Source organism: Micromonospora sp. SD12 (genome assembly GCF_052068495.1).
Lineage (GTDB): Bacteria > Actinomycetota > Actinomycetes > Mycobacteriales > Micromonosporaceae > Micromonospora > Micromonospora echinofusca.
On sequence record NZ_JBQHDF010000014.1, the window covers coordinates 40,980 to 65,159 of the forward strand.

General features: G+C 74.6%; 24 protein-coding genes. 15 read left to right on the forward strand and 9 right to left on the reverse strand.

Going from position 1 to position 24,180, the window contains the following annotated elements; genetic code table 11:
* The first annotated feature begins 49 nt into the window (after positions 1–49).
* Positions 50–280, forward strand: a complete 231-nt coding sequence (locus ACTMS2_RS22485; protein ID WP_441177158.1) for a hypothetical protein — start codon at positions 50–52, stop codon at positions 278–280.
* Positions 281–304: 24 nt separating this feature from the next.
* On the opposite strand, the gene rnhA is transcribed toward ACTMS2_RS22485, so the two are convergent.
* Positions 305–784: a ribonuclease HI gene (gene rnhA, locus ACTMS2_RS22490; RefSeq protein WP_132239639.1), complete on the reverse strand. Its 480-nt coding sequence runs from the start codon at positions 782–784 to the stop codon at positions 305–307.
* 108 nt (positions 785–892) lie between these two features.
* On the opposite strand from rnhA, the gene ACTMS2_RS22495 reads away from it, so the two are divergent.
* Positions 893–1,996 (forward strand): serine hydrolase domain-containing protein, encoded by a 1,104-nt coding sequence (locus ACTMS2_RS22495; RefSeq protein ID WP_441177159.1) that lies wholly within the window; start codon positions 893–895, stop codon positions 1,994–1,996.
* A gap of 12 nt (positions 1,997–2,008) precedes the next feature.
* Here ACTMS2_RS22495 and ACTMS2_RS22500 read toward each other — a convergent pair whose 3' ends face one another.
* On the reverse strand, positions 2,009–3,259 hold the full coding sequence (locus ACTMS2_RS22500) for a lycopene cyclase family protein (protein WP_441177160.1): 1,251 nt from the start codon (positions 3,257–3,259) through the stop codon (positions 2,009–2,011).
* A gap of 197 nt (positions 3,260–3,456) precedes the next feature.
* Between ACTMS2_RS22500 and ACTMS2_RS22505 the strand changes: the two genes are divergently transcribed.
* The gene (locus ACTMS2_RS22505) at positions 3,457–4,566 is read left to right on the forward strand and encodes a serpin family protein (RefSeq protein ID WP_441177161.1); all 1,110 of its coding nucleotides are present in this window, start codon (positions 3,457–3,459) and stop codon (positions 4,564–4,566) included.
* Positions 4,567–4,611: 45 nt separating this feature from the next.
* A complete protein-coding gene (locus tag ACTMS2_RS22510; protein ID WP_441177162.1) occupies positions 4,612–5,427 on the forward strand; it encodes an inositol monophosphatase family protein in 816 nt (271 codons plus the stop codon).
* A 4-nt stretch (positions 5,428–5,431) separates the two neighbouring features.
* On the opposite strand, the gene ACTMS2_RS22515 is transcribed toward ACTMS2_RS22510, so the two are convergent.
* Positions 5,432–5,767 carry a winged helix-turn-helix transcriptional regulator gene (locus tag ACTMS2_RS22515; protein ID WP_441177163.1) on the reverse strand — a complete coding sequence of 112 codons (336 nt, stop codon included), beginning with the start codon at positions 5,765–5,767 and terminating at the stop codon, positions 5,432–5,434.
* Positions 5,768–5,909: 142 nt separating this feature from the next.
* On the opposite strand from ACTMS2_RS22515, the gene ACTMS2_RS22520 reads away from it, so the two are divergent.
* From ACTMS2_RS22520 to ACTMS2_RS22545, 6 genes are all read left to right on the forward strand, one after another.
* Positions 5,910–6,794: an NAD(P)-dependent oxidoreductase gene (locus ACTMS2_RS22520; RefSeq protein ID WP_441177164.1), complete on the forward strand. Its 885-nt coding sequence runs from the start codon at positions 5,910–5,912 to the stop codon at positions 6,792–6,794.
* Positions 6,791–7,681: an NAD(P)-dependent oxidoreductase gene (locus ACTMS2_RS22525; RefSeq protein ID WP_441177165.1), complete on the forward strand. Its 891-nt coding sequence runs from the start codon at positions 6,791–6,793 to the stop codon at positions 7,679–7,681. The genes ACTMS2_RS22520 and ACTMS2_RS22525 overlap by 4 nt, the downstream gene beginning before the upstream one ends.
* Positions 7,682–7,790: 109 nt before the next feature.
* Positions 7,791–8,630 (forward strand): ArsR/SmtB family transcription factor, encoded by an 840-nt coding sequence (locus ACTMS2_RS22530; RefSeq protein ID WP_441177166.1) that lies wholly within the window; start codon positions 7,791–7,793, stop codon positions 8,628–8,630.
* Between the two features lie 404 nt (positions 8,631–9,034).
* A complete protein-coding gene (locus tag ACTMS2_RS22535) occupies positions 9,035–9,523 on the forward strand; it encodes a hypothetical protein (protein WP_441177167.1) in 489 nt (162 codons plus the stop codon).
* A gap of 109 nt (positions 9,524–9,632) precedes the next feature.
* The gene (locus ACTMS2_RS22540) at positions 9,633–10,253 is read left to right on the forward strand and encodes a class F sortase (protein WP_441177168.1); all 621 of its coding nucleotides are present in this window, start codon (positions 9,633–9,635) and stop codon (positions 10,251–10,253) included.
* 88 nt (positions 10,254–10,341) lie between these two features.
* Positions 10,342–11,421, forward strand: a complete 1,080-nt coding sequence (locus ACTMS2_RS22545; protein ID WP_441177169.1) for a magnesium and cobalt transport protein CorA — start codon at positions 10,342–10,344, stop codon at positions 11,419–11,421.
* A gap of 6 nt (positions 11,422–11,427) precedes the next feature.
* Here ACTMS2_RS22545 and ACTMS2_RS22550 read toward each other — a convergent pair whose 3' ends face one another.
* The 6 genes from ACTMS2_RS22550 to ACTMS2_RS22575 form a co-directional block, all read right to left on the reverse strand.
* Positions 11,428–13,611 carry a N,N-dimethylformamidase beta subunit family domain-containing protein gene (locus ACTMS2_RS22550; protein ID WP_441177170.1) on the reverse strand — a complete coding sequence of 728 codons (2,184 nt, stop codon included), beginning with the start codon at positions 13,609–13,611 and terminating at the stop codon, positions 11,428–11,430.
* Between the two features lie 203 nt (positions 13,612–13,814).
* A complete protein-coding gene (locus ACTMS2_RS22555; protein WP_441177171.1) occupies positions 13,815–15,281 on the reverse strand; it encodes an NAD(P)/FAD-dependent oxidoreductase in 1,467 nt (488 codons plus the stop codon).
* Entirely contained in the window at positions 15,278–15,538 is a 261-nt protein-coding gene (locus tag ACTMS2_RS22560; RefSeq protein ID WP_363626895.1) for a (2Fe-2S)-binding protein, read from the reverse strand. The genes ACTMS2_RS22555 and ACTMS2_RS22560 overlap by 4 nt, the downstream gene beginning before the upstream one ends.
* Before the next feature lie 43 nt (positions 15,539–15,581).
* On the reverse strand, positions 15,582–16,769 hold the full coding sequence (locus ACTMS2_RS22565) for an NAD(P)/FAD-dependent oxidoreductase (protein ID WP_441177172.1): 1,188 nt from the start codon (positions 16,767–16,769) through the stop codon (positions 15,582–15,584).
* Positions 16,766–17,686 (reverse strand): dihydrodipicolinate synthase family protein, encoded by a 921-nt coding sequence (locus ACTMS2_RS22570; protein ID WP_441177173.1) that lies wholly within the window; start codon positions 17,684–17,686, stop codon positions 16,766–16,768. The genes ACTMS2_RS22565 and ACTMS2_RS22570 overlap by 4 nt, the downstream gene beginning before the upstream one ends.
* Positions 17,687–17,758: 72 nt before the next feature.
* A complete protein-coding gene (locus ACTMS2_RS22575) occupies positions 17,759–18,295 on the reverse strand; it encodes a helix-turn-helix domain-containing protein (RefSeq protein ID WP_089000224.1) in 537 nt (178 codons plus the stop codon).
* Positions 18,296–18,598: 303 nt separating this feature from the next.
* On the opposite strand from ACTMS2_RS22575, the gene ACTMS2_RS22580 reads away from it, so the two are divergent.
* The 5 genes from ACTMS2_RS22580 to ACTMS2_RS22600 are packed head-to-tail and all read left to right on the forward strand — an operon-like array spanning position 18,599 to position 24,177.
* Positions 18,599–20,206: an ABC transporter substrate-binding protein gene (locus ACTMS2_RS22580; RefSeq protein ID WP_441177174.1), complete on the forward strand. Its 1,608-nt coding sequence runs from the start codon at positions 18,599–18,601 to the stop codon at positions 20,204–20,206.
* Positions 20,207–20,213: 7 nt separating this feature from the next.
* Positions 20,214–21,302 carry an ABC transporter permease gene (locus ACTMS2_RS22585; RefSeq protein ID WP_197697838.1) on the forward strand — a complete coding sequence of 363 codons (1,089 nt, stop codon included), beginning with the start codon at positions 20,214–20,216 and terminating at the stop codon, positions 21,300–21,302.
* A complete protein-coding gene (locus ACTMS2_RS22590) occupies positions 21,299–22,216 on the forward strand; it encodes an ABC transporter permease (RefSeq protein ID WP_441177175.1) in 918 nt (305 codons plus the stop codon). The genes ACTMS2_RS22585 and ACTMS2_RS22590 overlap by 4 nt, the downstream gene beginning before the upstream one ends.
* A 3-nt stretch (positions 22,217–22,219) precedes the next feature.
* Complete coding sequence (locus ACTMS2_RS22595) at positions 22,220–23,197, forward strand: ABC transporter ATP-binding protein (RefSeq protein WP_441177176.1); 978 nt, start codon at positions 22,220–22,222, stop codon at positions 23,195–23,197.
* Complete coding sequence (locus tag ACTMS2_RS22600; RefSeq protein ID WP_441177177.1) at positions 23,194–24,177, forward strand: ABC transporter ATP-binding protein; 984 nt, start codon at positions 23,194–23,196, stop codon at positions 24,175–24,177. The genes ACTMS2_RS22595 and ACTMS2_RS22600 overlap by 4 nt, the downstream gene beginning before the upstream one ends.
* Positions 24,178–24,180: the final 3 nt, after the last annotated feature.

The following is a 24,180-nucleotide window of genomic DNA, read 5'->3' on the forward strand; positions in this document are numbered from 1 at the left end:
CCGGGAAGGACTCGCGTTTGGCGGCAGGCCACGGGGGCAGGAGTGCGGCATGACCGAACAGAAGCGTTTCGACCAGGCCGCCACCGACGAGCCGGACGGCGCGACCGCCATGCAGGCGTCGCTGCGACCACCGGGCGAGTCCCTGCACACCACCGACGACACCGGCGACGACTTCGCCGACCTGCCGGCCGAGGACCGACGCCCGGCCAGGGAGGTCAGCCGCGCGGGCTACGACGTGGACGCCGTCTCCGGCACCGTCGACCCGAGCCGTACCGAGTGATCTGACCGCCGCCCGCCGGACCGGTCAGCGTCCGGCGGGCACCGCCGACGCGCGGGCCTCGGTCATGCCCCGGTTGGCCAGCGCGTCGGCGCGCTCGTTCTCCGGGTGACCGTTGTGCCCCTTCACCCACAACCAGGTGACCTCGTGGCGGGCGCAGGCGGCCTCCAGCCGCTGCCACAGGTCGGCGTTCTTGACCGGCTGCTTCGCGGCCGTACGCCACCCGTTGCGCTTCCACGACGCCAGCCAGCTCGTGATGCCGTTGCGCACGTACGTGCTGTCGGTGTGCAGCTCCACGGTGACGGAGCGGGTCAGGCTCTCCAGGGCCTGGATGGCCGCCATCAGCTCCATCCGGTTGTTGGTGGTGGGGGTCGCCTCGCCCCCGCACAGCTCCCGTTCGTGCGCGCCGTAGCGCAGCACCACGCCCCACCCGCCGGGGCCGGGGTTGCCGCTGCACGCGCCGTCGGTCCAGATCTGCACGACCCTGCCGGCCGTCTCGTCCACCATGGCGGCAACCTACCGAATCGGCGTCGCCGGCACCGCTGTCGGGGGCGCGGCGTGGCCGGCGGAAAATGGGTGTGATCCGCCATCCGGCCGCTGGCAGGATGGCCTCCCGTGACGGGGAGCTGGGACGGCCTGCGGGCCGAGGTACGCGCGCGGATCGACGAGCTGGTGGCCGCCGGCCGGGAGGACGGCGTGCAGGTGGCCGCGTACCTGCACGGCACGCAGGTGGTGGACGAGGTGGCGGGCGTGGCCGACCGCGCCACGGGCCGCCCGTTGACCTCCGGCACGCCGATCTGGAGCGCGTCGACCGGCAAGGGGCTCACCGCGACCGTGGTGCACGTGCTCGCCGAGCGGGGCGTGCTCGACTACGACCTGCGCATCGCCGAGGTGTGGCCGGAGTTCGCCCGCCACGGCAAGGGCGGCGTCACCCTGCGGCACGTGCTGACCCACACGGCGGGCGTGCCCGCGTTGCCGTCCGACGTCACCGTCGCCGACGCCGGCGACTGGGACCGGATGTGCGGGATCGTCGCCGACAGCGTGCCGCTGCGGGCTCCGGGCGACGTGCTCGCGTACCACGCCTGGACCTTCGGCTGGCTGATCGGCGAGGTGGTCCGGCGGGTGACCGGCCGGCGGATCTCGCGGGTGCTCGCCGAGGACGTCGCCGGGCCGCTCGGCGTACCCGGCGAGCTGTTCCTCGGGGTGCCCGCGGCCGATCTGAACCGGCTGGCCCCGGTCGCCGACCGCAACCTGTCGGCGACGCTGGACTGGGCCGCCGCCAACCTGCCGAACTTCGACCGGGTCGCCCCGCCCGGTCTCCGGCCGGACGCCTCCGTCGGCAGCCGACCCGAGTTCCTCCGCGCCGACGTCCCGGCCACCGGCACGATGTCCGCCCGGGCCGTGGCCCGGATGTTCGCCGCGCTGATCGGCGAGGTCGACGGCGTACGCCTGATCTCGCCCGCGCGGCTGCGGGAGGTCGGTGCCGTGGCGGTGCGCGGCACGGAGTGGGTCTTCGGCCAGGAGGCGAGCTTCGGCCTGGGATACGCGGTCGAGCCGGACGGGGCGTTCGGCTGCGCGGGCAGCGGCGGCAGCCTCGCGTACGCCTATCCGGAGCTCGGCCTGACCGTGGCCGCGACGAAGACGCTGCTCAGCGCGGGCGACGGCGACCCGATGGAGGAGCTGCGCGTCCTCGTCCGCGACGCCGTCCGCGCCGGCTGAGGCGGCGGGCGCTCAGCCGTCGGCGTCGGCCCGGCCCCCGACCACCGGTGGCGGGACCGTCCACGTCGCGGAGCGGCGGGCCGGATCGACGCGGTCGCGCAGCCGGGCCGCGGCGTCGCCGACCGTGGCGGCGACCATCGGCACCAGCCGGGTGGAACTCATCAGCGCCACCTCCTCCGCCGGGCTGGTGGCGCCGTCGAGGAACCGCAGCACCCGCTCGGCGGGATTGCGCTCGAAGAGCCGACCGAAGAAGTCCGGCCCGCCGACGCCGCCGGCGTCCAGCGCCCGCAGCGCGACCGCGTCCATCCAGCGGTGCCGACGGGGGTACGCGGGGCCGGGCACCGGCGGGCGGCCGGCGGCGAGGGCACGGGCGACCTGCTCGGCCTGGCGGTGCATGGCGGAGAAGGTGAAGCCGGTGGACGGTCGGGTGGCGCCACCGGCCGTGCCGAGACGGACCACCCGGGGTGAGGGCCGGGCCTCGAACGGGCCGTCGGTCATCGGGATCACCCCGTTCTCCACCTCGCGGACGGTGAGCCCGGTCGGGTCGAGGCCGAGCAGGTCCCGGTAGCCCGCCAGGGCCGCGTCGTAGCCCGCGTCGGTGAGCAGGTCGGGGCCGAACTCGGTGTACTCCACCAGGGCGTACCGGTCGCTGACCGGCAGGACGTAGCCGAACGACACGCCCCGGGCGGGCTGCGGGGTGCGGAAGTCCATCAGGACGGCCCGTGCCGGGTCGAAGACCGGCGCGTCGGATTCCAGCCACCAGCCACGGAAGTGCTGGAGCCAGTTGGTGCGCCCGGGTCGCCGGGGCGGCCGGGGCCGGGAGTCCAGCACCCAGGACGCACGGACGGTCGGGCCGGCCCCGCCCGTACGCACCAGCACGCGATCGCCGTCGTCGTGCAGGGCGTCGACGGGTGCCACGATCCGCCGTACCCCGAGCCGCCGCTCGGCCTCGGCGGCCCGGTCGTAGACGGGGCCCGAGCGCAGCATGGCGTACCGCAGGGGGGCGAGGTCGAGGACGCGGCGGCCGGCGGGCGTCGCCACCTCGACCTGGGGCCAGCTCGCGGCCAGCAGCGGGTCCAGGTCGCTGCCGGGCCGGTCCCAGAACGCCCAGGTCCGGTCCTGGCCGCGCCGGTGGACCGGGTCGACGACGGCGACCCGCAGGTCACGCACGCCGTGCCGGTCCAGGGCCGCGAGGACCAGCGACGCGGCGCCGCCGCCACCGACCAGCGCCAGGTCGACGTCCAGCGGTGGGCAGGTGTTCACGCCGCCCACGCTGCCACACCGCCCGGGCCGTCCCCCCACCGACCGGCCCGGCCGCCCTCCGGCCCTCCGGCCGGGCGGCGGGCGGCGGGCGGCGGGCGGCGGGCGGCGGGCGGCGGGCGGCGGGCGGCGGGCGGCGGTAGGGTGCCAGCGGTCGCCGCCGGGCGACGGTCACCTCGCCCCCGGAGGACGCCGCCCCCATGAGCACCGACGCCACCAACGCGCTCACCGCCCGCTGGACGTCCGCCCTCGACGGCGGCCAGACGGTCGTCTCCGGCGCCGGCGTCTACCCGCTGCTGGCGCTGCTCGCCCGTTACGCCGCCGGCCCGGCCCGCGACGAGCTGCTCGCGGTCGCGCCGGACCCGGCCCGCGTCGACCTGGACCGCTCCCCCACCACCCGGCTGGCCCTCGCCGCCTGGGCACGGCGGGACCTGGCGCTGACCGACCGGTGGCTGCGCGAGGTGCCGGCGGCCATGCGCGGAGAGCTGACCGGCGACCCGACGCACGACCAGGCCGCCCTCGACGAGTGGGCAGCCACGCACACCGACGGCCTGATCCGCCGGATGCCGGTGCGGGTCACCCCGGCCACGGCGATGGTCCTGGCCAGCGCCCTGTCGCTGCGGACCGGGTGGGCCGAGCCGTTCCGCGACGCCTGGCGCCAGCCGGCCACCGGGCCGTGGCGCGGGCGCCGGCTGGCCGGGCTGAGCCGGATCGGCCACGACCTCGACGCGCTACGGGCCGTCGACACCGCCGCCGGCCCGGTGAGCCTGCTGACCGTACGCGGCGCCGAGGACGTCGACGTGGTGCTCGCCCTGGGCACGCCGGGGCGCGGGGCGGCGCAGGTGCTGCCGGCCGCGATCGGCGCGATCGGCGCACCGTCCGCGCTGCCCGTCGCCGCCGGCCCCGGCGTCGACGAGCAGGTCGTGGACGCGTACGACGACCGGCCCGAGCTGCTCGTCTCCACCGTGGGCTTCACCGTCCGCGCCGACCACGACCTGCTGGCGCGGGCCGCGCTGTTCGGTCTCGCCACCGCCGTCGGCGACGGCGACCACTTCCCCGGCATCGCCCGCCCGCTGGCCGTGTCGCAGGCGCGGCAGAGCGTGACGGCGACGTTCGGCGCGACGGGGTTCCGCGCGGCCGCGGTGACCGCCGTCTCCACGCGGGCGGGCTCGGCGCCCCGGCCGGTCACCGCGCGCAAGCGACGGGTACGCCTCGACATCGACCGCCCCTTCGGCTTCCTCGCCGTGCACCGGCCCTCCGGGCTGGTGCTGCTCGCCGGCTGGGTGACCGATCCCGACGGACCCGCCTGAGGTCGGGGCGTGCCGCCGGGCCCGGCCTGGTCTACCGTGCCCTGCATGGTGCTCACCGACCCGGAGCCCGCCGTCGTCGCGGCGCAGGCGGGTGCCGAGGTGGTACGCGACCGGTTCGGCGGCCCGCTGCGGCGGTTCGACAAGTCGCCCGGTGACTTCGCCACGGCCGCCGACCTGGAGTCGGAACGGGCCGTCCTCGACATCCTGCGCGGGGCCCGGCCCGGCGACGCCGTACTGGGTGAGGAGACCGGGCACACCGGCTCCCGCTCGGCCGGGCGCACGTGGCTGGTCGACCCCCTCTGCGGCACGCTGAACTACGCGGCGCGCACCCCGCTGGTCGCGGTGAACGTGGCGCTGCGCACCGAGGCCGGGATCACCGCGGCGGCCGTCGCCGATCCGTTCGCCGGGGAGGTGTTCTGGCATGGGAACGGCCGGGCACAAGTCCGTCGCGACGGCGTCGACGAACCCCTCACGCCGTCGGCCCTCTCGCGGCTGGTGGACGTCAACCTCGACCCGCCGTTCCCGAACGCCCCCGGGTTCCGGGCGACCGGTCTGCTCGCGGACGCGGAGTTCGCCGCGCGGTTCGGGCCCAGGGTGCTCTCCACCACGCTGGCCGTCGCGTGGGTCGCCGCCGGCCGGCGGGCCGCCTACGTCACCGACGGGGACGTACGCGACAGTGTGCACTTCGCCGCCGGCATCGCCCTGTGCCAGGCGGCCGGGTGCGTGGTGACCGGGCTGCGGGGTCAGCCCCTGCACACTGGGTCGGGGGGTGGGCTGCTCGTGGCGGCGGACGCGGAGACGCACGCCGCCCTGCTGGCCGTCGTCGAACGGCAGTTCCACACGACGACCGCCCTGCCCTGACCGGTCAGTCCCGGGGGATGGCCTCGATGGTCGCCATGTGCCGCTCGCCCCAGTCGCCGAGCGGCATCAGCGCCTCGTTGAGGGACCGGCCGAAGTCGGTCAACGAATACTCCACCTTCGGCGGGACCTGCCGGTAGACCTCGCGGTGCACGAGGCCGTACGCCTCCATCTCGCGCAGTTGCTGGATCAGCATCTTCTCGCTGATCCCGGTGATCCCCCGGCGCACCTCGGCGAAGCGGCGGGGGCCGTGGTCCAGCTCCCACAGGATCAGCGCCTTCCACTTGCCGCCCACGACGTCGATCGCGGCGTCGAGCCCGCACGTGTAGGTCCGCTTCTTCACGTCGCCCCGCTCTCACTTACAAAAAGGTAAGTACCTGAGGAAATAGTCGGTACTTGATGCTTCGCGCGTACGGAAACAGGATGGGACCGGCCCGGCGGCACGCGCAAGGGCCGGGCCACCCCATCCACGAAGGAGTAGTTCCGTGACCGACCGCGACCTGTCCCCGGTGACCGTGCTGGGCCTCGGGCCGATGGGCCAGGCCCTCGCCGGCGCGCTGCTGGCCGCCGGCCACCGGACCACCGTCTGGAACCGCACGGCCGCCCGGGCCGATCCCCTCGTTGCACGTGGCGCGCGGCGGGCGCCGACCGTGGCGGAGGCGGTCCGGGCGAGCCCACTGGTACTCGCCTGCGTCATCGACTACGCCGCCGTCCGCGCCGTCGTCGAGCCCGCGGTCGAAGCCCTCGCCGGGCGCACGCTGGTGAACCTGACCGCCGACACCCCGCAGCGGGCCCGGGCGATGGCCGCCTGGGCCGCCACGCAGGGCGTCGACTACCTCGACGGCGCGATCATGACCCCGGCCCCCACCATCGGCGGGGCCGAGGCGCTGGTGCTCTACAGCGGGCCCGAACGGGTCTGGCACGCCCACCGGGACACCCTGCTGAGCCTGGGCGGCTCGGCCGACTGGCTGGGCCCGGACCCGGCTCGTGCGGCCGCCCACGACGTGGCGCTGCTCGACGTCTTCTGGACCGCGATGAGCGGCATCGCGCACGCCTTCGCCCTGGCCCGGGCGGAGGGGATCACGGCGACCGAGCTCGCGCCGTACGCCAAGGGAATCTCGGGCCTGCTGCCCGACCTCGTCGACGACCTGGCCGGGCGGATCGACGTCGGGAACCACACCGCCGACGTCTCCACCATCGCCTCCGCCGCCGCCACCATGGCGCACATCGTCGAGGCGGCCGAGGGGCACGGCATCGACACCGGCACGCTACGGGCGGCCAACGCCGTCGCCGCCCGTGCGGTGGACGCCGGGCACGGTGACGACGACTTCTCCCGGCTGGTCCGGGTGTACGCGGAGACGGGCGCGTGAGCGCCCCACGCCGCCGACCCGTCTCCGTGCTCGGGCTCGGCGCGATGGGGAGGGCCCTGACCGGTGCGCTGCTCGCCGCCGGCCACCCCACGACCGTGTGGAACCGGTCGCCGGAGCGCTCCGCCGCGCTGGCCGGGGCGGGAGCGGGCGTGGCCGGCTCCGCCGCCGAGGCGGCCGCCGCGGGCGAACTGGTCGTGGTGTGCCTCCTCGACGACGACGTCACTCGTCGGGTGCTCGAGCAGGCGGCGCCGGCCCTGGCCGGCCGGACGGTGGTGAACCTGACCAACAGCACTCCGGCGCAGGCCCGCCGGCTCGCGGAATGGGTGACCGCGCGGGGCGCGAGGTACGTCGACGGCGGCATCATGGCCGTTCCGTTCATGATCGGCAAGCCCGGCGCGTTCGTGCTCTACAGCGGCGCGGAGGACGCCTTCCTCGACTGGCGGGACACCCTCGCGGCGTTCGGCGACGTCCACTGGCTCGGCACCGACCCCGGTCGGGCGGCCCTGCACGACCTGGCCCTGCTCGCCGCCATGTACGGGATGTTCGGTGGATTCCTGCACGCCACGGCGATGCTCCGCGCGGCCGGCGCGCCGGCGGGCCAGTTCGCGCCGATGGCGACCGGGTGGCTGACCGCCATGCTCGGGGAGTTGCCCGCCATGGCGGCGGCCGTCGACTCGGGCACCCACGACGCCGACGGGTCCTCGCTGCGGATGCAGGCCGCCAGCTTCGGCAACCTGCTGGCAGCCTGCCGGGACATGGGGGTCGACGCCGGGCTGATGCGACCGGTACGTGACCTGCTGGACGAGGCGGTCGCCCGGGGCCACGGCGAGGAGGGCATCTCCGCGCTGGTGGGGCTGCTGCACGACGACGTCGACCGCCCGGCCTGACCGCTCCTGCCGCCTTCGACGGGTGAAGGCGGCGACACGCTGGACATGCATCCGTCCGGTTGCCTAACCTGACAGGCAGCCGGATGGCTGCATGTGCGAGGTGAGCAGGGTGGACGACGTGTTCCGGGCGCTGGCCGACGCGAGTCGGCGCCGACTCCTCGACGACCTCAACCGGCGCAACGGGCAGAGCCTGCGCGAGCTGTGCGCCGGGCTCGACATGACCCGGCAGTCGGTCAGCAAGCACCTGGCGGTGCTGGCGGCGGCCAACCTGGTGACCACCGTGCGACGCGGCCGGGAGAAGCTGCACTACCTCAACCCCGTCCCGATCAACGCCGTCGCCGAACGATGGATCGACCGCTACGACCGCGAGCGGGTGCGCGCACTCGCCGACCTACGGACAGCTCTGGAGCGTGAGCCGATGGACAGTCCCACCTTCGTCTACACCACCTACGTCAACACCACCCCGGAGAAGCTCTGGGCCGCGCTGACCGAACCGGCGTTCACCCGCCGCTACTGGGGCGGCGTCGCGCTGCGCTCGGACTGGCGGGTCGGCTCCCCCGTGCTGTGGCAGGACGAGCCGGGCGGCGAGTTCCGCGACCTCGGCCAACGCGTACTGGTCGCCGAGCCGTTCCGCCGGCTCTCCTACAGCTGGCACGGCTTCCAGCCGGAGCACGCCGCGTACTTCGGCTGGTCCGACGAGGAGCTGGCGGCCCGGCTCGGCGAGCGGAGGTCCCGGGTCACCTTCGACATCGCCCCGTACGGCGGGTTCGTCAAGCTGACCGTCACCCACGAGGACTTCTCCCCGGGCAGCGAGATGTACCGGGCGGTCAGCGGCCAGCTCGACGGCAGCGGCGGCTGGCCGGAGCTCCTGGCCAGCCTCAAGTCGCTGCTGGAGACCGGGGAGCCGCTGCCCGAGCCGCGCCCCGAGAGCGCCACCGCACAGGGCTGACCCACCCCTGCCCCGGCACGCGGGCCGGCACCGGCGGCGCGTCCCGCCCGGAGCACGGACGCGTCCGCCCGGAGCAAACCGGCCAGGACCGGGCCAACGCGGCGGGCCGGACGCGTACGGCCCGCCGCGGGGCACGATTCCCGAGACGGGCCGAGACGGCCCAGCCCCGACAGCACGACCCCCGGTGACATCGGCACGGCCAACCCTCGCGGGTGGGCCGTGCCGGCATTTCCGCTGCTCCCTCCGCCTCCCGGGTGGACACGTGACGGCAACGAAGATTTCTCATTTTCACCGGATGGGGGCCCCAACCCTCCTAGGGTTGGTCACACCGGTGCTAGTCACGGAGTTGGCCACCCGAACGACGTCCCACGCAGTCAGCGGACGAAAAGTGAGGGAAGACGCGTATGAAGGCAAAGACAGTTCTCGTATCGGCGGCGCTCGGCGTGGGTCTCGGCACGCTCCTGCTCCCCGGCGCGGCGCTGGCCGACACCGTCGTGTCACCGGCCACCACGCCGGTCGGCGGGACGGTCGTGCTCACCGCGACGACCTGCAACCCGAAGTCCGGCGACGCGATCTTCCGCGTCACCGGCCCCGACCGCGACCAGAACGTCCGGTCCACCACGGCGGCGGCCGGGGGCGGGCTGAGCGCCGAACTCTTCACCGCCGGCTTCACCCTGGGCACCTACACGGTGGCCGCCACCTGCGGCGACGGCAGCGCGGCCGGCAGCGCCACGTTCACCGTCACCCCGATCGGCGGGGCCCAGGCCGGCGGGCGCGGCGGCACGGACGGGACCGGCGCGTTGGCGGCCGGCGGCGTCCTGCTCGGCTCCGCCGCGGGCGGCGCCCTGATCCTGGCCCGCCGCCGACGCCACATGGCGGCGGCCACGCTCTGACCGGCGGCCCCGCGCCGTCCATCCTGGAACCGTCCATCCCTGCAACGGGTGCCCGCACCGGTCACGCACCGGAGCGGGCACCCGGGCGAACGCGTACGGAGGTGGGATCGTGTCCTGGCGCAGGCCCGGCTGGGCGGTCACGGTCATCGTCCTGCTCGCCACGACGGGGCTCGGACTGATCGCCACCGGGGTGGCGACGATCCCGCCCCGCCCGCCCCGGCCGGAGGCCGCCGACGCCCCCACCCGGGCCCGCTCCGCGCCTGCGGTGCCGCCGCTGCACCGGGCCGAGCCGGTGGACGTGCGGATCCCGGCCATCGACGTGCGGGCGCGGATCGTCCCGGTGGGCGCCGACGCCGAGGGACGCCTGGAGGTGCCACCGCTGGACCGGCCCGCCCTGGCCGGCTGGTACCGCCACGGCGTCAGCCCCGGCGAGAGCGGCAACGCCGTGATCGTCGGGCACGTCGACTCCGCCGCCGGCCCGGCCGTCTTCTTCGACCTCGGCCGACTGCGGGCCGGCGACACCGTACGGGTCACCCGCGCCGACGCCAGCGTCGCCACGTTCGCCGTCGACGGCGTCGGGTCGTACCCGAAGGACCGCTTCCCCACCGACCTGGTCTACGGGCCCAGCGACGCCACCGGCCTGCGGCTGATCACCTGCGGCGGCCGGTTCGACCGGGACACCGGCAGCTACGTCGACAACGTCGTCGTGTTCGCCACCCGGGTGCCGTGACCCCGGAACCACCCGAGGCGAGTACGGTGTCCGCGCGGTTGCCGGCGCGGCGGAGGGCGGACGGGTGGTTCTGCGGGTGGGAGAACGGGTGAGACTGTCTGCCGTGTTCGACCGGCTGCTCGGCCGGCGGGTACCGGGGCAGCGCGAGCCCGAGCCCCGACGCGCCAATCCCGACGCCGTGGTCGACTGTGCGGTCTACGTGGACGGGCGGCGCGAGCCCGGCCGCCCGCACTACGCCGACGCGTACGCCCGCAGCCGTCGCGCCCGGGACGGGTTCGTCTGGCTGGGCCTGCACGAGCCGGATCCGACGGTGATGGCGGCGGTCGGGCGCACCTTCGGGCTCGACGACCTGACCGTCGAGCAGGCCCTCGCCGACGGCCACCGCCCCACGGTGCGCCGCGACGGCGACGTGACCCTGCTGGTGCTGCGCACCGCCGGTTACGTCGAGCACGCCGAGCTGACCGACACCTCCGAGGTGATCGACACTGGCGACGTGATGGTGCTGCTCGGCGACCGTTTCGCCATCACCGTGCGGCACGGCGCCGCGGGCGCGCTCACCTGCGTCCGCGCCGACGTCGAGCAGCGCCAAGCGGTGCTCGCGCAGGGCCCGTGGGCCGTCGCGTACGCCGTCTGCGACCGGATGGTCGACCTCTACCTGGAAGTCGCCGGGCACGTCGAGCGGGACCTGGAACGCATCGAGGAAGCGGTGTTCGCCCGCGACCGCTCGGCCGACATCCAGCACATCTACCAGCTCAAGCGCGAGGTGGTCGAGTTCAAGCGGGCGGTGCAGCCCCTACAGGCGCCGCTACGCTCACTGCTCGACCAGCGCCCCGACAACCCACCGCGTGCCCTGCACCGGTGGTTCGTCGACGTGGACGCCCGGCTGACCCGGGCGGTGGAACGGGTCGCCGCATACGACGACCTGCTCAACTCGATCCTGCAGTCCCGGTTGGCGCAGCTCGCGGTGGACCAGAACAACGACATGCGCAAGATCGCGGCGTGGGCCGCCATCGCCGCCACCCAGACCGGCATCGCCGGGATCTACGGCATGAACTTCGCCGTCATGCCGGAGCTGCAGTGGCGCTACGGCTACCCCGCCGCGCTCGGCCTGATGGCGCTGGCCGCATTCACCCTGCACCGCCTCTTCCGCCGCTCGGGCTGGCTCTGAGCGCGGTCACTCCATCGTCGACGGCTCCGGGATGGCGGGTGCGGGGGTGGTGCGCGGCATCGGGACCTCGGTGGCCCGGACCGCCGGGGCCGAGGCCAGCATCCGGTCGAAGACGTTGCGCAACAGCGTCGACATCGCCGGATCGTCGGCCAGGGCGCCGACGAACGAGACCGAGGACGCGCTGAAGACCAGCGCGCCGCCGGGCCGTTCCAGGAAGACCATCGTCGCGCCGCCGCCCCCCGGATTCTCGCCCCGGGCGATGACCTGCGCCGGGGACGCCTCGCCGGCCAGCCCGCGCAGCCCGTCGGTCTCCCAACCGCTGGCGGCGCCGTTGTAGCCCGTGCGGCCGAACCTGCTGCCGGCCACCAGGCCGGTGCCGGCCAGCAGCGGATGCTCGCGCAGCACCTGGTACGGGGCGTACGTGCCGGCGTCGGTGTAGTTGGTGCCGAGCAGCTGCGAGGCGGGCAGGCCCAGCTCCGTGTAGATGTCCCGCCTGCCGTCGGAGCGACGGTAGGTCACCACCGTACGGGCGGAGTCGACCTGCACCCGCTCGTACATGCCGTTGCCGCCCGGGTAGATGACCCGGCCGCCGCCGGCCTGGAAGTTGACCAGGCGCTGGCGCATCGTGTCGGACCAGTACTCGGGATGGCTGCCCAGCACGAGCACCCGGTACCTGGTCAGCCAGCCGTTGGAGCCGTGCAGGTCGGCGTCCTCGTAGACGTCGAAGGCGAGCCCCTGGCGGGACATCCAGCGGGTCAGCAGGAGGTCCGAGAAGAGGGTGTGGTCCCGGATGCCGGGGTCGTCGACGTTCAGCTCCGTCGACGGCCGGCGTACGGACAGGGGCCGCCGGCCGGTCCAGTCCGGGCAGTACTGGTTGTGCCCGCCCCAGCTGTTGTAGGCGTTGTAGGTGAAGGTCGGCAGCAACACCGCGATCGGGTTGGTGGGGCGGGTCGGCCGCACGAGGAAGGGCACGTACCGGCGCAGCCCGTCGGGGCCCTCCAGGCGGGCGGCGTAGAGGCCGGGCTGCCAGTCGGCGGGGACCGCGAACCGCAACCGGTCCGACCAGCCGCAACCGACCCGGAGGAACCCCACCGGCAGCGGCTGCACGCCACCGGTCACGGGCAGCGGCTGCGAGACGACCACGGGATCGCCGGGACTGGGTGCCAACCGTACGATCGACGCGGTGAGCGACGGGAACCCGGTCGACACCGCGATCCGCGCCACCTCGCCCTGCGCCACGCTCGGCGTGTTGGCGTAGCCCTGGAGGCCGGCCTGGGTCTGCACCGTCCAGCCGGAGCCGACCCTCTTCCCGGTACCGCTGTTCATCCAGGCGGCCCGCCGGTCGGGGCCGGCGGTGGTGTGGTTCGTCAACCGGTACTGCGTGAGCACGCCCGTCTGCCGGACGCTGGCCGCGTTCGGCGGGATCGCGTACAGCGATCCCTGGCCGGTGAACCACACCCCGTCGTTGAGGAAGAAGTTGCGGAAGCCGGAGCCGATGCGCAGGCCCGAGCCCGCCGCCCAGGTGCCGCCGCCGAGGTGCCGGTGCCAGCGGAGGTCGCCGTAGTGGTAGGCGTAGAGGACGCCGGAGGTGTCGGCCTGCAACACGGCGCCGACGAAGCCGCCGCCGATCCGCGCCCCCTGGACGGTCCACGCCTTGCCGACCAGGTCGTACTGGTGCAGGAACAGCTCGCCTTCGGCGTTCTGCCCGTAGAACGCACCGTGGAACCCGCACAGTCGGGGGTAGCGCTCGAATCCGGCGCCGATCCGCCCGCCGCTGATCCAGGTGCCGGCGCCGGTCGTCGAGTTGGTCAGCCGGTAGCGGTAGTGGTGCATGGTGCCGTCGCCGCGTACGGCGTAGAGCGAGCCGTCGAGGCCGCCGAAGACCGCCCGGAACTGGTGCCAGCCGGAGCCGATCCGGCGGCCCGACCCGCTCGCCCACCGGAACGCGCCGGTCTGCCAGCCCGTGTGCCGGTACCAGTACAACGCGCCGTCGGCCTGGATCGCGAAAATGACGCCGTACCCGCCGCCCACCAGACGGACGAACCGTTGCTGCGGGTCGTACCGGGGCACGGCCGCCGACGCGCCGGGTGGGCCCGCCAGCAGCAGCGGCGGCACGGAGGCGGCGATGACGGCGCCGTGGCGCAGCAGTCGTCGGCGCGGCATGCCGTGCGGGTGCGGCGTGTTCCCCATGGCCACCTTCTTCGGCGAGGCGGATGTGCTGGGCAACCTACGCACGCGCGGGCGTCGAGGTGGTCCCGTGGAGCGTCCCCGGCGGAGAAATCGGATGATCCGCGAGTACGTCCGCCCGGCCGGCCCGCCCCGCCCCACCGATCCAGTGATTGACATTCACGAATGCACTGCCGCCCATGGGCGCGGGCCGGCGGGTCGGCGGGTCAGTCCGTACCGCGCGGCGCCTCGCCGACCGCGAGGGCGCGCAGCGGTACGGGCTTGACCGGCGCCTGCGCGGTGAACGCCCCGACCTCCTCCGGCCCGCGACCGGTGAGCGTGGAGATGAGCTGACACAGGCCCGGCTGGCAGGACCGGCCCTGGCACAGACCCATCCCCGCGCGGGTCACCAGCTTCACCGCGTTCGCGGTGCCCAGGTGCGGGTTGGCCCGCAGCGCGCGGCGCACGTCCCCGACGCGTACCTCCTCGCAGCGGCAGAGCACGGTGTCGTCGGTGACGAGGCCGCCCAGGGCCGCCCGGTCCGGCGCGAACCGGTCGAGTACCTGGGTGACGAAGCGGTGCCGGCGGCGCAGTTCCCGGCGCACCGGGCGGGCCAGCGCGGCGGACCGACGCTCGTCGAGCAGCCCCAGGTCGCACAGCACGCCGAGGGCGGCCAGCCGGCCCTCGACCGCCGCCTGCTCGGCGCCCGCGACGCCGGTCAGCTCGCCGGCCACCGCGATCCGCGGCACCGAGGTACGCAGCCACTCGTCGTGCCGGACCACCCAGCCGCCCCCGGGCGGGTCCCAGGCCACCGCGCACCCGGCCTGCCGGGCCAGCTCGACGGAGGGCACGAAGCCGTAGCCCAGGGCCAGCACGTCGCAGGGCACGTCCCGGTCCGTGCCGGGTGCCGGCTGCCCGCTCGGGTCGACCTCGGCGAGGGTCACCCCGCTCAGGTCCGGGTCGCCGTGGGCACGGCGCACGACCGTGCCGAACCGGACCGGCACCCCCGCCCGCCGCAGCACGCGCAGCGCGTCGACGCCCTCGGCGATCTTGCCGCCGGCACCCGCCAGCGCGGCCAGCCCGGCCGGCCCGGGCAACAGGTCGCGGCGGCGCTGGACCAGCGCGACCTCGACCACCCGGGCGCCGGCGCGCACCAGTTGGGCGGCGACCACCAGCAACAGCGGGTGGCCGCCGGCCAGCACGAACCGCCCGCCCGGCAGCAGGCCCTGCGCCTTGACGAACGTCTGCACCCCGCCCGCGGTGAGCACCCCCGGCAGGGTCCAGCCGGGGAAGGGCACCGGCAGGTCGTACGCGCCGGCGGTCAGCAGCACCGCCCGGGGCTCGAGCAGGCGTACCCCGGCCGGGCCGTGCGTGGCGACCCGGTGGCGGCCCGGCGCGGGCTGCTGGCCCGCGTACCCGTCGAGACCCGCCCGGGTGCCGAGGACGCCCCACACGGTGGTGTCGGCGAGCCACCGGACGCCGGGGGCGGCGGCGGCCCCGGCCAGCAGCGCCCGACCGGCGGCGGCCGGTGCCTTCGGCGGGGTGAACCCCGCCGGCGGCTGGCGGTAGATCTGCCCGCCCGGCTGCTCCTGCTCGTCGACGACGGTGACGGCGGCGCCGTGCCGGCCGAGGACGGCGGCCGCGGCGAGCCCCGCCGGGCCCGCGCCGACCACCACCACGTCGGGGGCGCTCACCGGGGCACCGCCGTGCGGACCCGCATGCCGTCCCGCACCCGGACCAGGCAGGAACGCTGGCAGGGCACGTCGTCCACGGTGACCACGCACTCGAAGCAGATCCCCATGTTGCAGTACGGCCCCCGGCGGGCGCCGCCGCGCGTGGTGCCGACGGCCCGTTCCCCGGCGGCGAGCAGCGCGGTGGCCAGCGACTCGCCCGGGTGGGCGCACACGGGCCGCCCGTCGACCTCGATGGTGACCGGGGCGGGCCGGTCCATCGCGGTGCGCCTCGGCGCTGGCGCCGGCTGCGGCGGGCGGTGTTCAGACAAAGTTCAGCGCTCCGAAGCGGGCGGGTGAGTAGTCCCCGATCGACCGGTCGGCCTCGCCGGAGACGACCATGGCGGCGAGCAGGCGGGCGTACGTGAGGCCGAGGGTGAAGGCCGAGCCGCCGGTGGCGACGTAGAGCCCGGGCCGGCGCGGGACCGCGCCGAGCAGCGGCAGGTGGTCGGGGGTGAGCGTGGTCATGCCCGTCCACGTCCGGATCAGCGGCAGGTCGCACACCGCCGGGACCACCCGGGCGGCGTCGGCGTTGCCGACCAGTGACTCGTAACGCAGCTCCGGGTTGGTCTCCAGGTCGACCCGTCCGGCCCGGCTGACCAGCTTGGCCGGCCATCCGCCGCCGATGAGCACGTTGCCGTCCTCGGTCTGCTTCATCGACAGCCGCCGGCCCACGTGTTGGATCAGGTGCGGCAGGAACGGCCGGCTGCGGGCGGTGGCGCTCATCGTCAGCCCGACCGGGAAGACCGGCAGCCGCACGTCGGCCATCGCGGCCAGCTCCGCGGTCCAGACCCCGCCCGCAAGCACCACCGTGTCGGCGAGGTGGGTCTCCCCGGCGGTGTCCCCCGGCCCGCTGCCGGTACGCAGCTCCCAGTGCCGGCCGCGCCGGTGCAGCCCGGTGACCCGGCAGCCGGTGCGCAGCACGGCGCCGTACCGGCCGGCGGCCCGGGCCAGCGCCGGGGTGACCAGCCGGGGGTTGGCCTTGCCCTCGCCGGGCACGTGGCCGGCGGCGAGCACGGTGTCCGCCAGGTACGGCGCGAACCGGCGCAGCTCGGCACCGGAGAGGACCGCGACGTCGAGGCCGTACTCGCGCTCCAGGGCCGCCTTGCGGTCGAGCACGGCGATCTCCGCCGGGGTCTCGGCGAGCATCAGTCCGCCGGTGCGCGAGACCCCGCACCGCTCGCCGAGTTCGTCCTCGATGCCGGCCCAGGCCCGCATGGCGTCGAGGTGCAGCGGGAGCGCGCGGGCCGCCGCGCGGGCCGCGTCGTCGCCGTGCTCGACCATCCGGAACTCCAGCTGGAAGTGCAGGCTGCCCGCGTTCTGCCCGGAGGCGTGCCGGTTGACCTGGTCCTTCTCCACGAGCAGGACCCGGTTGCCGGCACGGGCCAGGTGCCAGGCGGTCGCGCAGCCGAGCAGGCCGCCACCGATGACGGCGGTGTCGTACGCGGTCATGGGAGCAGGTCGAGCTGGGTCATGGTGGCCCGGACGCGGTCCTGCTCGGCGGGGGTCAGCGGGAGCAGCGGCGCGCGGACGTGCCCGGCCGGCACGCCGCGCAGGGTGAGCGCGTACTTCATGATCGCCTGTGCGTTGCCGAACCGGGCGCCGTAGTCCGGCCCGAACCAGTCCTCCATGATCACCCGGTCGCGCGCGCCGAGGACCCGGGCCCGGTCGAGGTCGCCGGCGCGCAGGGCGCGGAAGAAGTCGGGGTGGTCGGCGCCGAGCACGGCGCCGGCCCCCATCAGTCCGTCGCCGCCGATGGTGGTCATCAGCTCGATGCCCACCTCGTTGGTGGGGATGCCGAAGTAGCGCACGCGGTGCCGCAGGGCGACCAGGCCACGGACGAACCCGCCGAAGTCCGGGGTGGAGTTCTTGACCGCCACCACGGTGTCCAGCGCGCTCAGCTCCAGCAGCAGGTCGGCGTCCAGGTCGACGCCGGTGCCGCGGGGCCAGTTGTAGACGCAGAGCGGGATGTCGACCGCCTCGGAGACGGCCCGGTAGAAGGCCACCACCTCCGCCCGGGTGGGCACCACGTACGGCGGCGGGGTGAGCAGGATGCCGTGCAGGCCGGCGTCGCGGGCGGCCTCGGCGTGCCGGATGGCCTCCGCCGGGGTGTACGCGTTACAGCCGCCGAGCACGGTGAGCCGGTCGCCGACCCGCTCGGCGGCCGTCCGGAACAGCGTGGCCCGCTCCTGTTCGCTGAGACTGAACCACTCGCCCGTGGTCCCGCCGACGATCAGCCCGTGCAGCCGCTCGGCGGCGAGCCAGTCCAGTTGCCCGTCCCAGGCGGCGAGGTCCAGCTCGCCCGTGGCGGTGAACGGGGTGGTGACGGCCGGGAGGTAGCCGAACCAGTCGACGCTGTCACGGTCCACTGCGGGTCCTTTCGACGGGCGGCGTCGTACCGCCCACGTGCGCGACGCGGGCCGGGTGACGTGCCGGGTGGGTCAGGGGGTCGGCGGGGTGACCGCGATGATGAGCCGGGCCCGCTGGTCGCTGGCGTTGCGGTAGAGGTGGGGCAACCGGGAGTCGAAGGTGATCGCCTCGCCGGTCTTCAGCACGTACTTCTCGCCGCCGATCTCGGCCACCACCTCGCCGGTGACGGCGATGGCGCACTCGGTCGAGGGGTGCGCCCACGGCTCGGTGGAGCTGGCGTCGCCGGGCGCCAGCTCGGCTTCGAGCACCTCCAGGTCGCCCCGCCCCGGCGTGAGCCGGTCGTAGGCGATCTGCCCGGGAGGCGCGGCGAGCCGGGACCGCGAGCCGGGCCGGCTGATGTGCACCAGCGGGGCGTCCGGCTCGGAGAACAGCGCCGCTATGGAGGTGTCGAAGACCTTGGCGAGCTTACGCAGGGTGGCCAGGCTGGGGTCCGTGGCGCCGTTCTCGATCTGGCTGAGCAGGGCGGGCGACACGTCGGCCGCGGCCGCGAGCTGGCGCAGCGTGAGGGAGTGCTGCTGGCGCAGGTCGCGGAGCTGGTCACCGAGCATGCGTCTTTCCTCGTTCCAAAACGGTGTGGCTAGAAATGTTTGACGTGACTATACGCCGCTGTCTAGGGTGGTCAAACACAAGGTGAACGTGTTCGGCGCTACTAGACAAGCGGCGTCGAGGCACGAACCGGACACGAGTCCCGTCCGGGTACATCCAACCCCATGGCGGCACAACCGCGAAGACCCGCGACAGCCGCTGCGGTTGGCACCAGCGGCCCGGCCGCGGCGTCCCGGCGCCGCCGGGCCCGAACAGCCCCCAGAGCCCGTCCCGCCCGGGCCGGCCCATACGAAGGTAGGAACAGCATGTCGGTGTCCCCTCGCCGGCTCCGCGTCGGAGCGATCGCTCTGGCGGCGCTGGCCATAGCCTCCAGCACCGCGTGCAGCGCGGGCGGCAGCGGAGGAAGCGGTAACGGCGGTTCGGCCAAGACCCTCACCGTCAACACCTCGTTCGTCCTCAAGACCCTCGACCCCGGCCGGATCTACGAGGCGACCGGCCTGACCGCCGTGCACTCCCTCTACGACACCCTGCTGACCTTCGAGGGCTCGGACGTCAGCAAGCCGGTCCCGGCACTGGCCGAGTCGTACGAGGCGTCGCCCGACGCCAAGACCTTCACCTTCAAGCTGCGCGAGGGCGTGAAGTTCTCCGACGGCACCGCGCTCACCGCCGACGACGTGGTCTTCTCCCTCAACCGGCTGAAGAACGTCAAGGCCAGCCCGGCGGTCATGGTCAGCGGCCTCACGTTCGCCAAGACCGACGAGCGGACCGTGGTGGTCACCTCGGCCACCGCCGACCCGAACATCCCCGTGGTGCTCGCGATGCCGTCGACGGGCGTGGTCAACTCCAAGGTCGCCAAGGAGCACGGCGCGACGGACGCCGCCGACGCCGCGAAGAGCGACACCGCGCAGCAGTACCTCGACACGAACTCGGTCGGCAGCGGCCCGTACGTGCTCAAGTCGTACGACCCGTCGGCGCAGGTGGTGCTGGAGGCCAACCCCAACTACTGGGGCACCAAGCCCGAGTTCAGCCGCGTCGTGCTGCGCAACATGGACGTGCAGACGCAGAAGCTGACCATGCAGCGCTCCGGCGGTTCCGAGATCGCGCTGGACATCTCCGGCAAGCTGCTGGAGGGGCTGCCGGGCAGCCTGAAGACCTCCGGCGTGCAGGACACCGTCTACTTCCTCTTCCTCAACGCCGACCCGGCCGTGTCTCCGGTGACCTCGAACGCGAAGTTCAACCAGGCGCTGCGCGCCTCCCTGGACTACGAGGGTCTCGCCGCGCTGTACGGCCAGGGTGCCGCCCCCGGCGCCGGGCTGGTGGCCCCCGCCTTCCCGGGCGCGCTGCCGGCCGCCGAGCAGTCCAAGCGTGACGTGGCGAAGGCCAAGGCGTTGCTCACCGAGGCGGGGCTGAGCAACCCGACGGTCAAGTTCAACTACCCGGCCATCACCTACAAGGGGGTCGACCTGGGCACGGTCGCGACGAAGGTGCAGGGCGACGCCGCCGAGGCCGGCATCAAGCTGGAGCTGACCCCGCAGCCGCTGACCACCTTCCTCGACGAGATGCGTACGGGCAAGATGGCCCTCGGGTTCACCCCGCAGAGCCTGAACTACCCGGTCGCCGACTCGCTGATCAACAACATGTCCCCCGGCCAGGCCACCGCGCTGCGCTCGGGCTGGACCGTCGAGCGGGCCGACCCGGCCGTCGTGGCCGCCGGCAAGAAGGTCACCGAGACCCTCGACCTGGCCGCCCGGGCCGCCGCCATGCAGGAGTGGCAGCGGGCGATGAACGCCGCCAGCCCGTACGTGGTCCTGGCCAGCAACTCCTCCACCGTGGTGGCGAGCGGCGACCTGACCGGCACGGACTACACCGCCGCCGGCTGGCAGGTCGACCTGGCCGCGGTGGGCCGGGGGTAGTCACTCCATGACGACGACAGTCGACGACGCCGAGCCGGGCGCGGTCACCACGACCGTGTCCCGGCCCCGGCCGCACCGGGCCCTGCTGGTCTTCCTGCTCAAGCGGGTGGCCATCACCGCCGGCCTGCTGCTGGGCGTCACGATCGTGACGTTCGGCCTGGTCACCGTGGTTCCCGGCGACCCGGTCACGGCCAACCTCTCCGACCAGGCGCTCAACGATCCCGCGACGGTGGCCGCGTTCCGCGAGAAGTGGGGCCTGGACCAGCCGCTGTACGTGCAGTACCTGCAGTACCTGGGCAACCTGTTCCAGGGTGACCTCGGCATCTCGCAGCAGACCGGCCGGACCGTGGCCGACGACCTGTTGCAGTACGTGCCGGCGACCATGGAACTGGCCATCCCCACCATGGTGCTGGCGCTGCTCATCGGCACCGGGATCGGCATGCTCGCCGCCGTGCGCAACGGCCGGGTCACCGACCAGCTGATCCGCGTCGGCGCGCTGCTCGGCCTGTCCACCCCGCCGTTCTGGCTGTCGCTCGTCGTGCTCTACGTCTTCTTCTACCAACTCGGCCTGGCGCCCAGCGGCGGCCGGCTCTCGACCGACTTCAGCCCGCCGCCGACGGTGACCGGCATGTACACGGTCGACGCCGCCCTCGCCGGCCAGTGGGACGTCGCCTGGGACGCCGCCCAGCACCTGATCCTGCCGGTGCTCGTGCTGACCAGCCTGACGGTGGCGATGCTGGTCCGCTTCGTCCGCTCCTCCATGCTGGAGGTGCTCCAGCAGGACTACATCCGGGCCGCGTACGCCAAGGGCCTGCCCGCCCGGGTGGTGTTCCGCCGGCACCTGCTGCGCGCCGGCCTGGTCCCGGTGATCACCGTGTCCGGGCTGGCCTTCGCCTCGCTGCTCTCCGGCACGGTGCTGGTGGAGAACATCTTCGGCTGGCCGGGCCTCGGCCAGTACGCGTACCGCAGCGCGACGGCGCTGGACCTGCCCGCGATCCTCGGCGTCAGCCTCTTCGTCGCGCTGGTCTACACGCTGGTCAACCTCACCGTCGACCTGCTGTACGGACTCATCGACCCGAGGATCCGCCTGTCATGACCACACTCGCACCCGACCCCGTGGCGCCCGACCCGAAGGCGACCGACGCGCTGGCCCGGCGTCGTCTCCTGGGCCGGCTGCGCGGGCGCCGGACCGGGCGGCCCATCTGGCGCCAGCCGATCGCCCTGGCGGCGCTGGTCATCCTCGGCGGGTGGCTGCTGGTGGCGCTGTTCGCCCCGCTCGTGGCGCCGTACGACCCGTTGGCGCAGAGCCCCGACGCCTACGCGCCGCCGTCGGGCACGCACTGGTTCGGCACCGACTCCCTCGGCCGGGACGTGTTCAGCCGGGTGCTCCACGGCTCCCGCCTGTCGATCCCCCTCGCGCTCGCCATCGTCTCGCTCGCCCTGCTGATCGGCGGCCTGCTCGGCCTGGTCGCCGGCTACGTGGGCCGGTTCGTCGACGAGGCGCTCATGCGCCTGACGGACCTGGTCTTCGCGTTCCCGCAGATCATCCTGGCGATGGCGGTGACCGCCGCGTTCGGGCCCAGCACCCGCAACGCCGTCCTCGCGCTGGTCATCGTCTCCTGGCCGGTGTACGCCCGGGTCATCCGCAGCGCCGTGCTGACCATGCGCGGGGAGGACTACCTCAGCGCCGCCCGGCTGCTCGGCATCGGGCCGCTGCGCGCGCTGCGCCGCGACGTCCTGCCCAACAGCGTGGGCCCGGCCATCGTGCTGGCCACCCTGGAACTCGGCAACGCCGTGCTGCTGCTGTCGGCGCTGTCCTTCCTCGGCCTCGGCCCCCGCCCGCCGGCCGCCGAGTGGGGCTCGATGGTGGCGCTCGGCTCGCAGGACCTCTCCATGTGGTGGGTCAGCGTGTTCCCCGGTCTGGCCATCCTCACCGTGGTGATGGCCTTCAACGTGCTCGGCGACGCCCTGCGCGACCGGATCGACCCCCGCTACGCGAAGGGACGTTGAGAGATGGCACCCCTGCTCGAGGTCGACTCCCTGGCCGTCACCCTGCCCGGCCCCACGGGGCCGCTGCCGATCCTGCACGACGTGTCGTTCACCGTCGACGAGGGCGAGATGGTCGGCATCGCCGGGGAGAGTGGCTGCGGCAAGAGCCTCACCGCGCAGACCCTGCTCGGGCTGCTGCCCGCCGGCGCCAAGGTCACCGGGTCGGCCCGCTTCGCCGGCACCGAACTGCTCGGCCTGGACACGAAGCGCTGGCAGAAGGTACGCGGCGCCGGCATCGCGATGGTCTTCCAGGACCCCACCGCGGCGCTGCACCCGATGCTCACGATCGGCCGGCAGCTCACCGAGCACATGCAGGTCCACCTGGGCCTGGACCGGCGGGCGGCCGACCGGCGGGCGGTGGAGCTGCTCGAGCAGGTCCGCATCCCCGACCCGCAGCGGGCGGTGCGGGCGTACCCGCACCAGTTCTCCGGCGGCATGCGGCAGCGGGCCGCCATCGCGATCGCCCTCGCCGCCCGCCCCCGGCTGCTGATCGCCGACGAGCCGACCACCGCGCTCGACGTGACGGTGCAGGCCGGCATCCTGGCGCTGCTCGAGCAGTTGCGCGCCGAGACCGGGCTGGCCGTCGCCTTCATCACCCACGACCTCGGGGTGCTCAGCGCGCTGACCACCCGCGGCTACGTCTTCTACGCCGGGCGGGTGGTGGAGACCGGGCCCACCGGGGCGCTGCTCACCGCGCCGCGGCACCCGTACACGGCGGCGCTGCTCGGCGCCCGCCCGCACGGCACCCAGTCCGTCGGCACGCTGCGCCCCATCCCGGGCGGTCCGCCGGCGCCGGGGCAGGCGCCGCCCGGGTGTCCGTTCCAGCCCCGGTGCGGGTTCGCCGAGCCGTCCTGCGGGACCGCGCCGCCCCCGCTCTCCCCCGCCGGCGACGACCGGTCCGTGGCCTGCGTGGTCCGTCCGCACCTGGAGGTGGCGGCATGAACGAGCCGGTCGACTCGGGCAACCTGCTCGAGATCAGCGACGTCGAGGTCGAGTACAGGGCACGTGGCCGGGGACCGGTCCGGGCCGTGGCCGGGGTGAGCCTCGACGTGGCGCCCGGGCAGATCGTCGGCCTGGTCGGCGAGTCCGGCTGCGGCAAGTCGTCGCTGGCCCGGGTGGCGGTCGGGCTGGCCGCCCCGAGCGCCGGGGCGATCCGGTTCGCCGGGCGCCCCGTCACCCCACTGGGCTGGCGTCGCCGGCCGGTGCCGCAGGTGGGGCTCCAGATGGTGTTCCAGAATCCGTACGCGTCGCTGAACCCCCGGCGCACCATCGGCGCGCAGCTGCTCGACGGGGTGCCGGACACGGTGACCGGCGCCGCCCGCCGGGCGCGGGTGGCCGAGCTGCTGGACCGCGTCGGCATGCCCGCCTCGGCGGCGGAGCGGTATCCGCACCAGTTCTCCGGCGGCCAGCGGCAGCGGCTCGCCATCGCGCGGGCGCTCGCACCGGAGCCCCGGATGATCATCGCGGACGAGCCGGTCACCGCGCTGGACGCCTCCTCCCAGGCGCAGGTGGTCAACCTGCTCGTCGGGCTGGTCCGCGACCTCGACATGGGCATGTTGTTCATCTCGCACGACCTCTCCCTGGTGCACGAGATCGCCGACGTCACGGCGGTGATGTACCTGGGCCGGATCGTCGAGACCGCGCCCACCCGCGAGCTGTGGCGCGCACCCCGGCACCCGTACAGCCGGGCGCTGATCGACGCGGTGCCGCAGATCGGTCCGCACCCGCAGCTGCCCAGGACCCTCGCCGGCGAGGTGCCCGACCCGGCGCAGGCGCCGACCGGGTGCCGATTCCGGCCGCGCTGCCCGCACGCCTTCGCTCCGTGCGGCGAGCACCCACCCACGCTCGACCTCGGCGGCCGCAGCGCCGCCTGCTGGCTCAACGACCCCACGGTGGCGCCGACCACCGTGCCCGCCGCGTAGAGG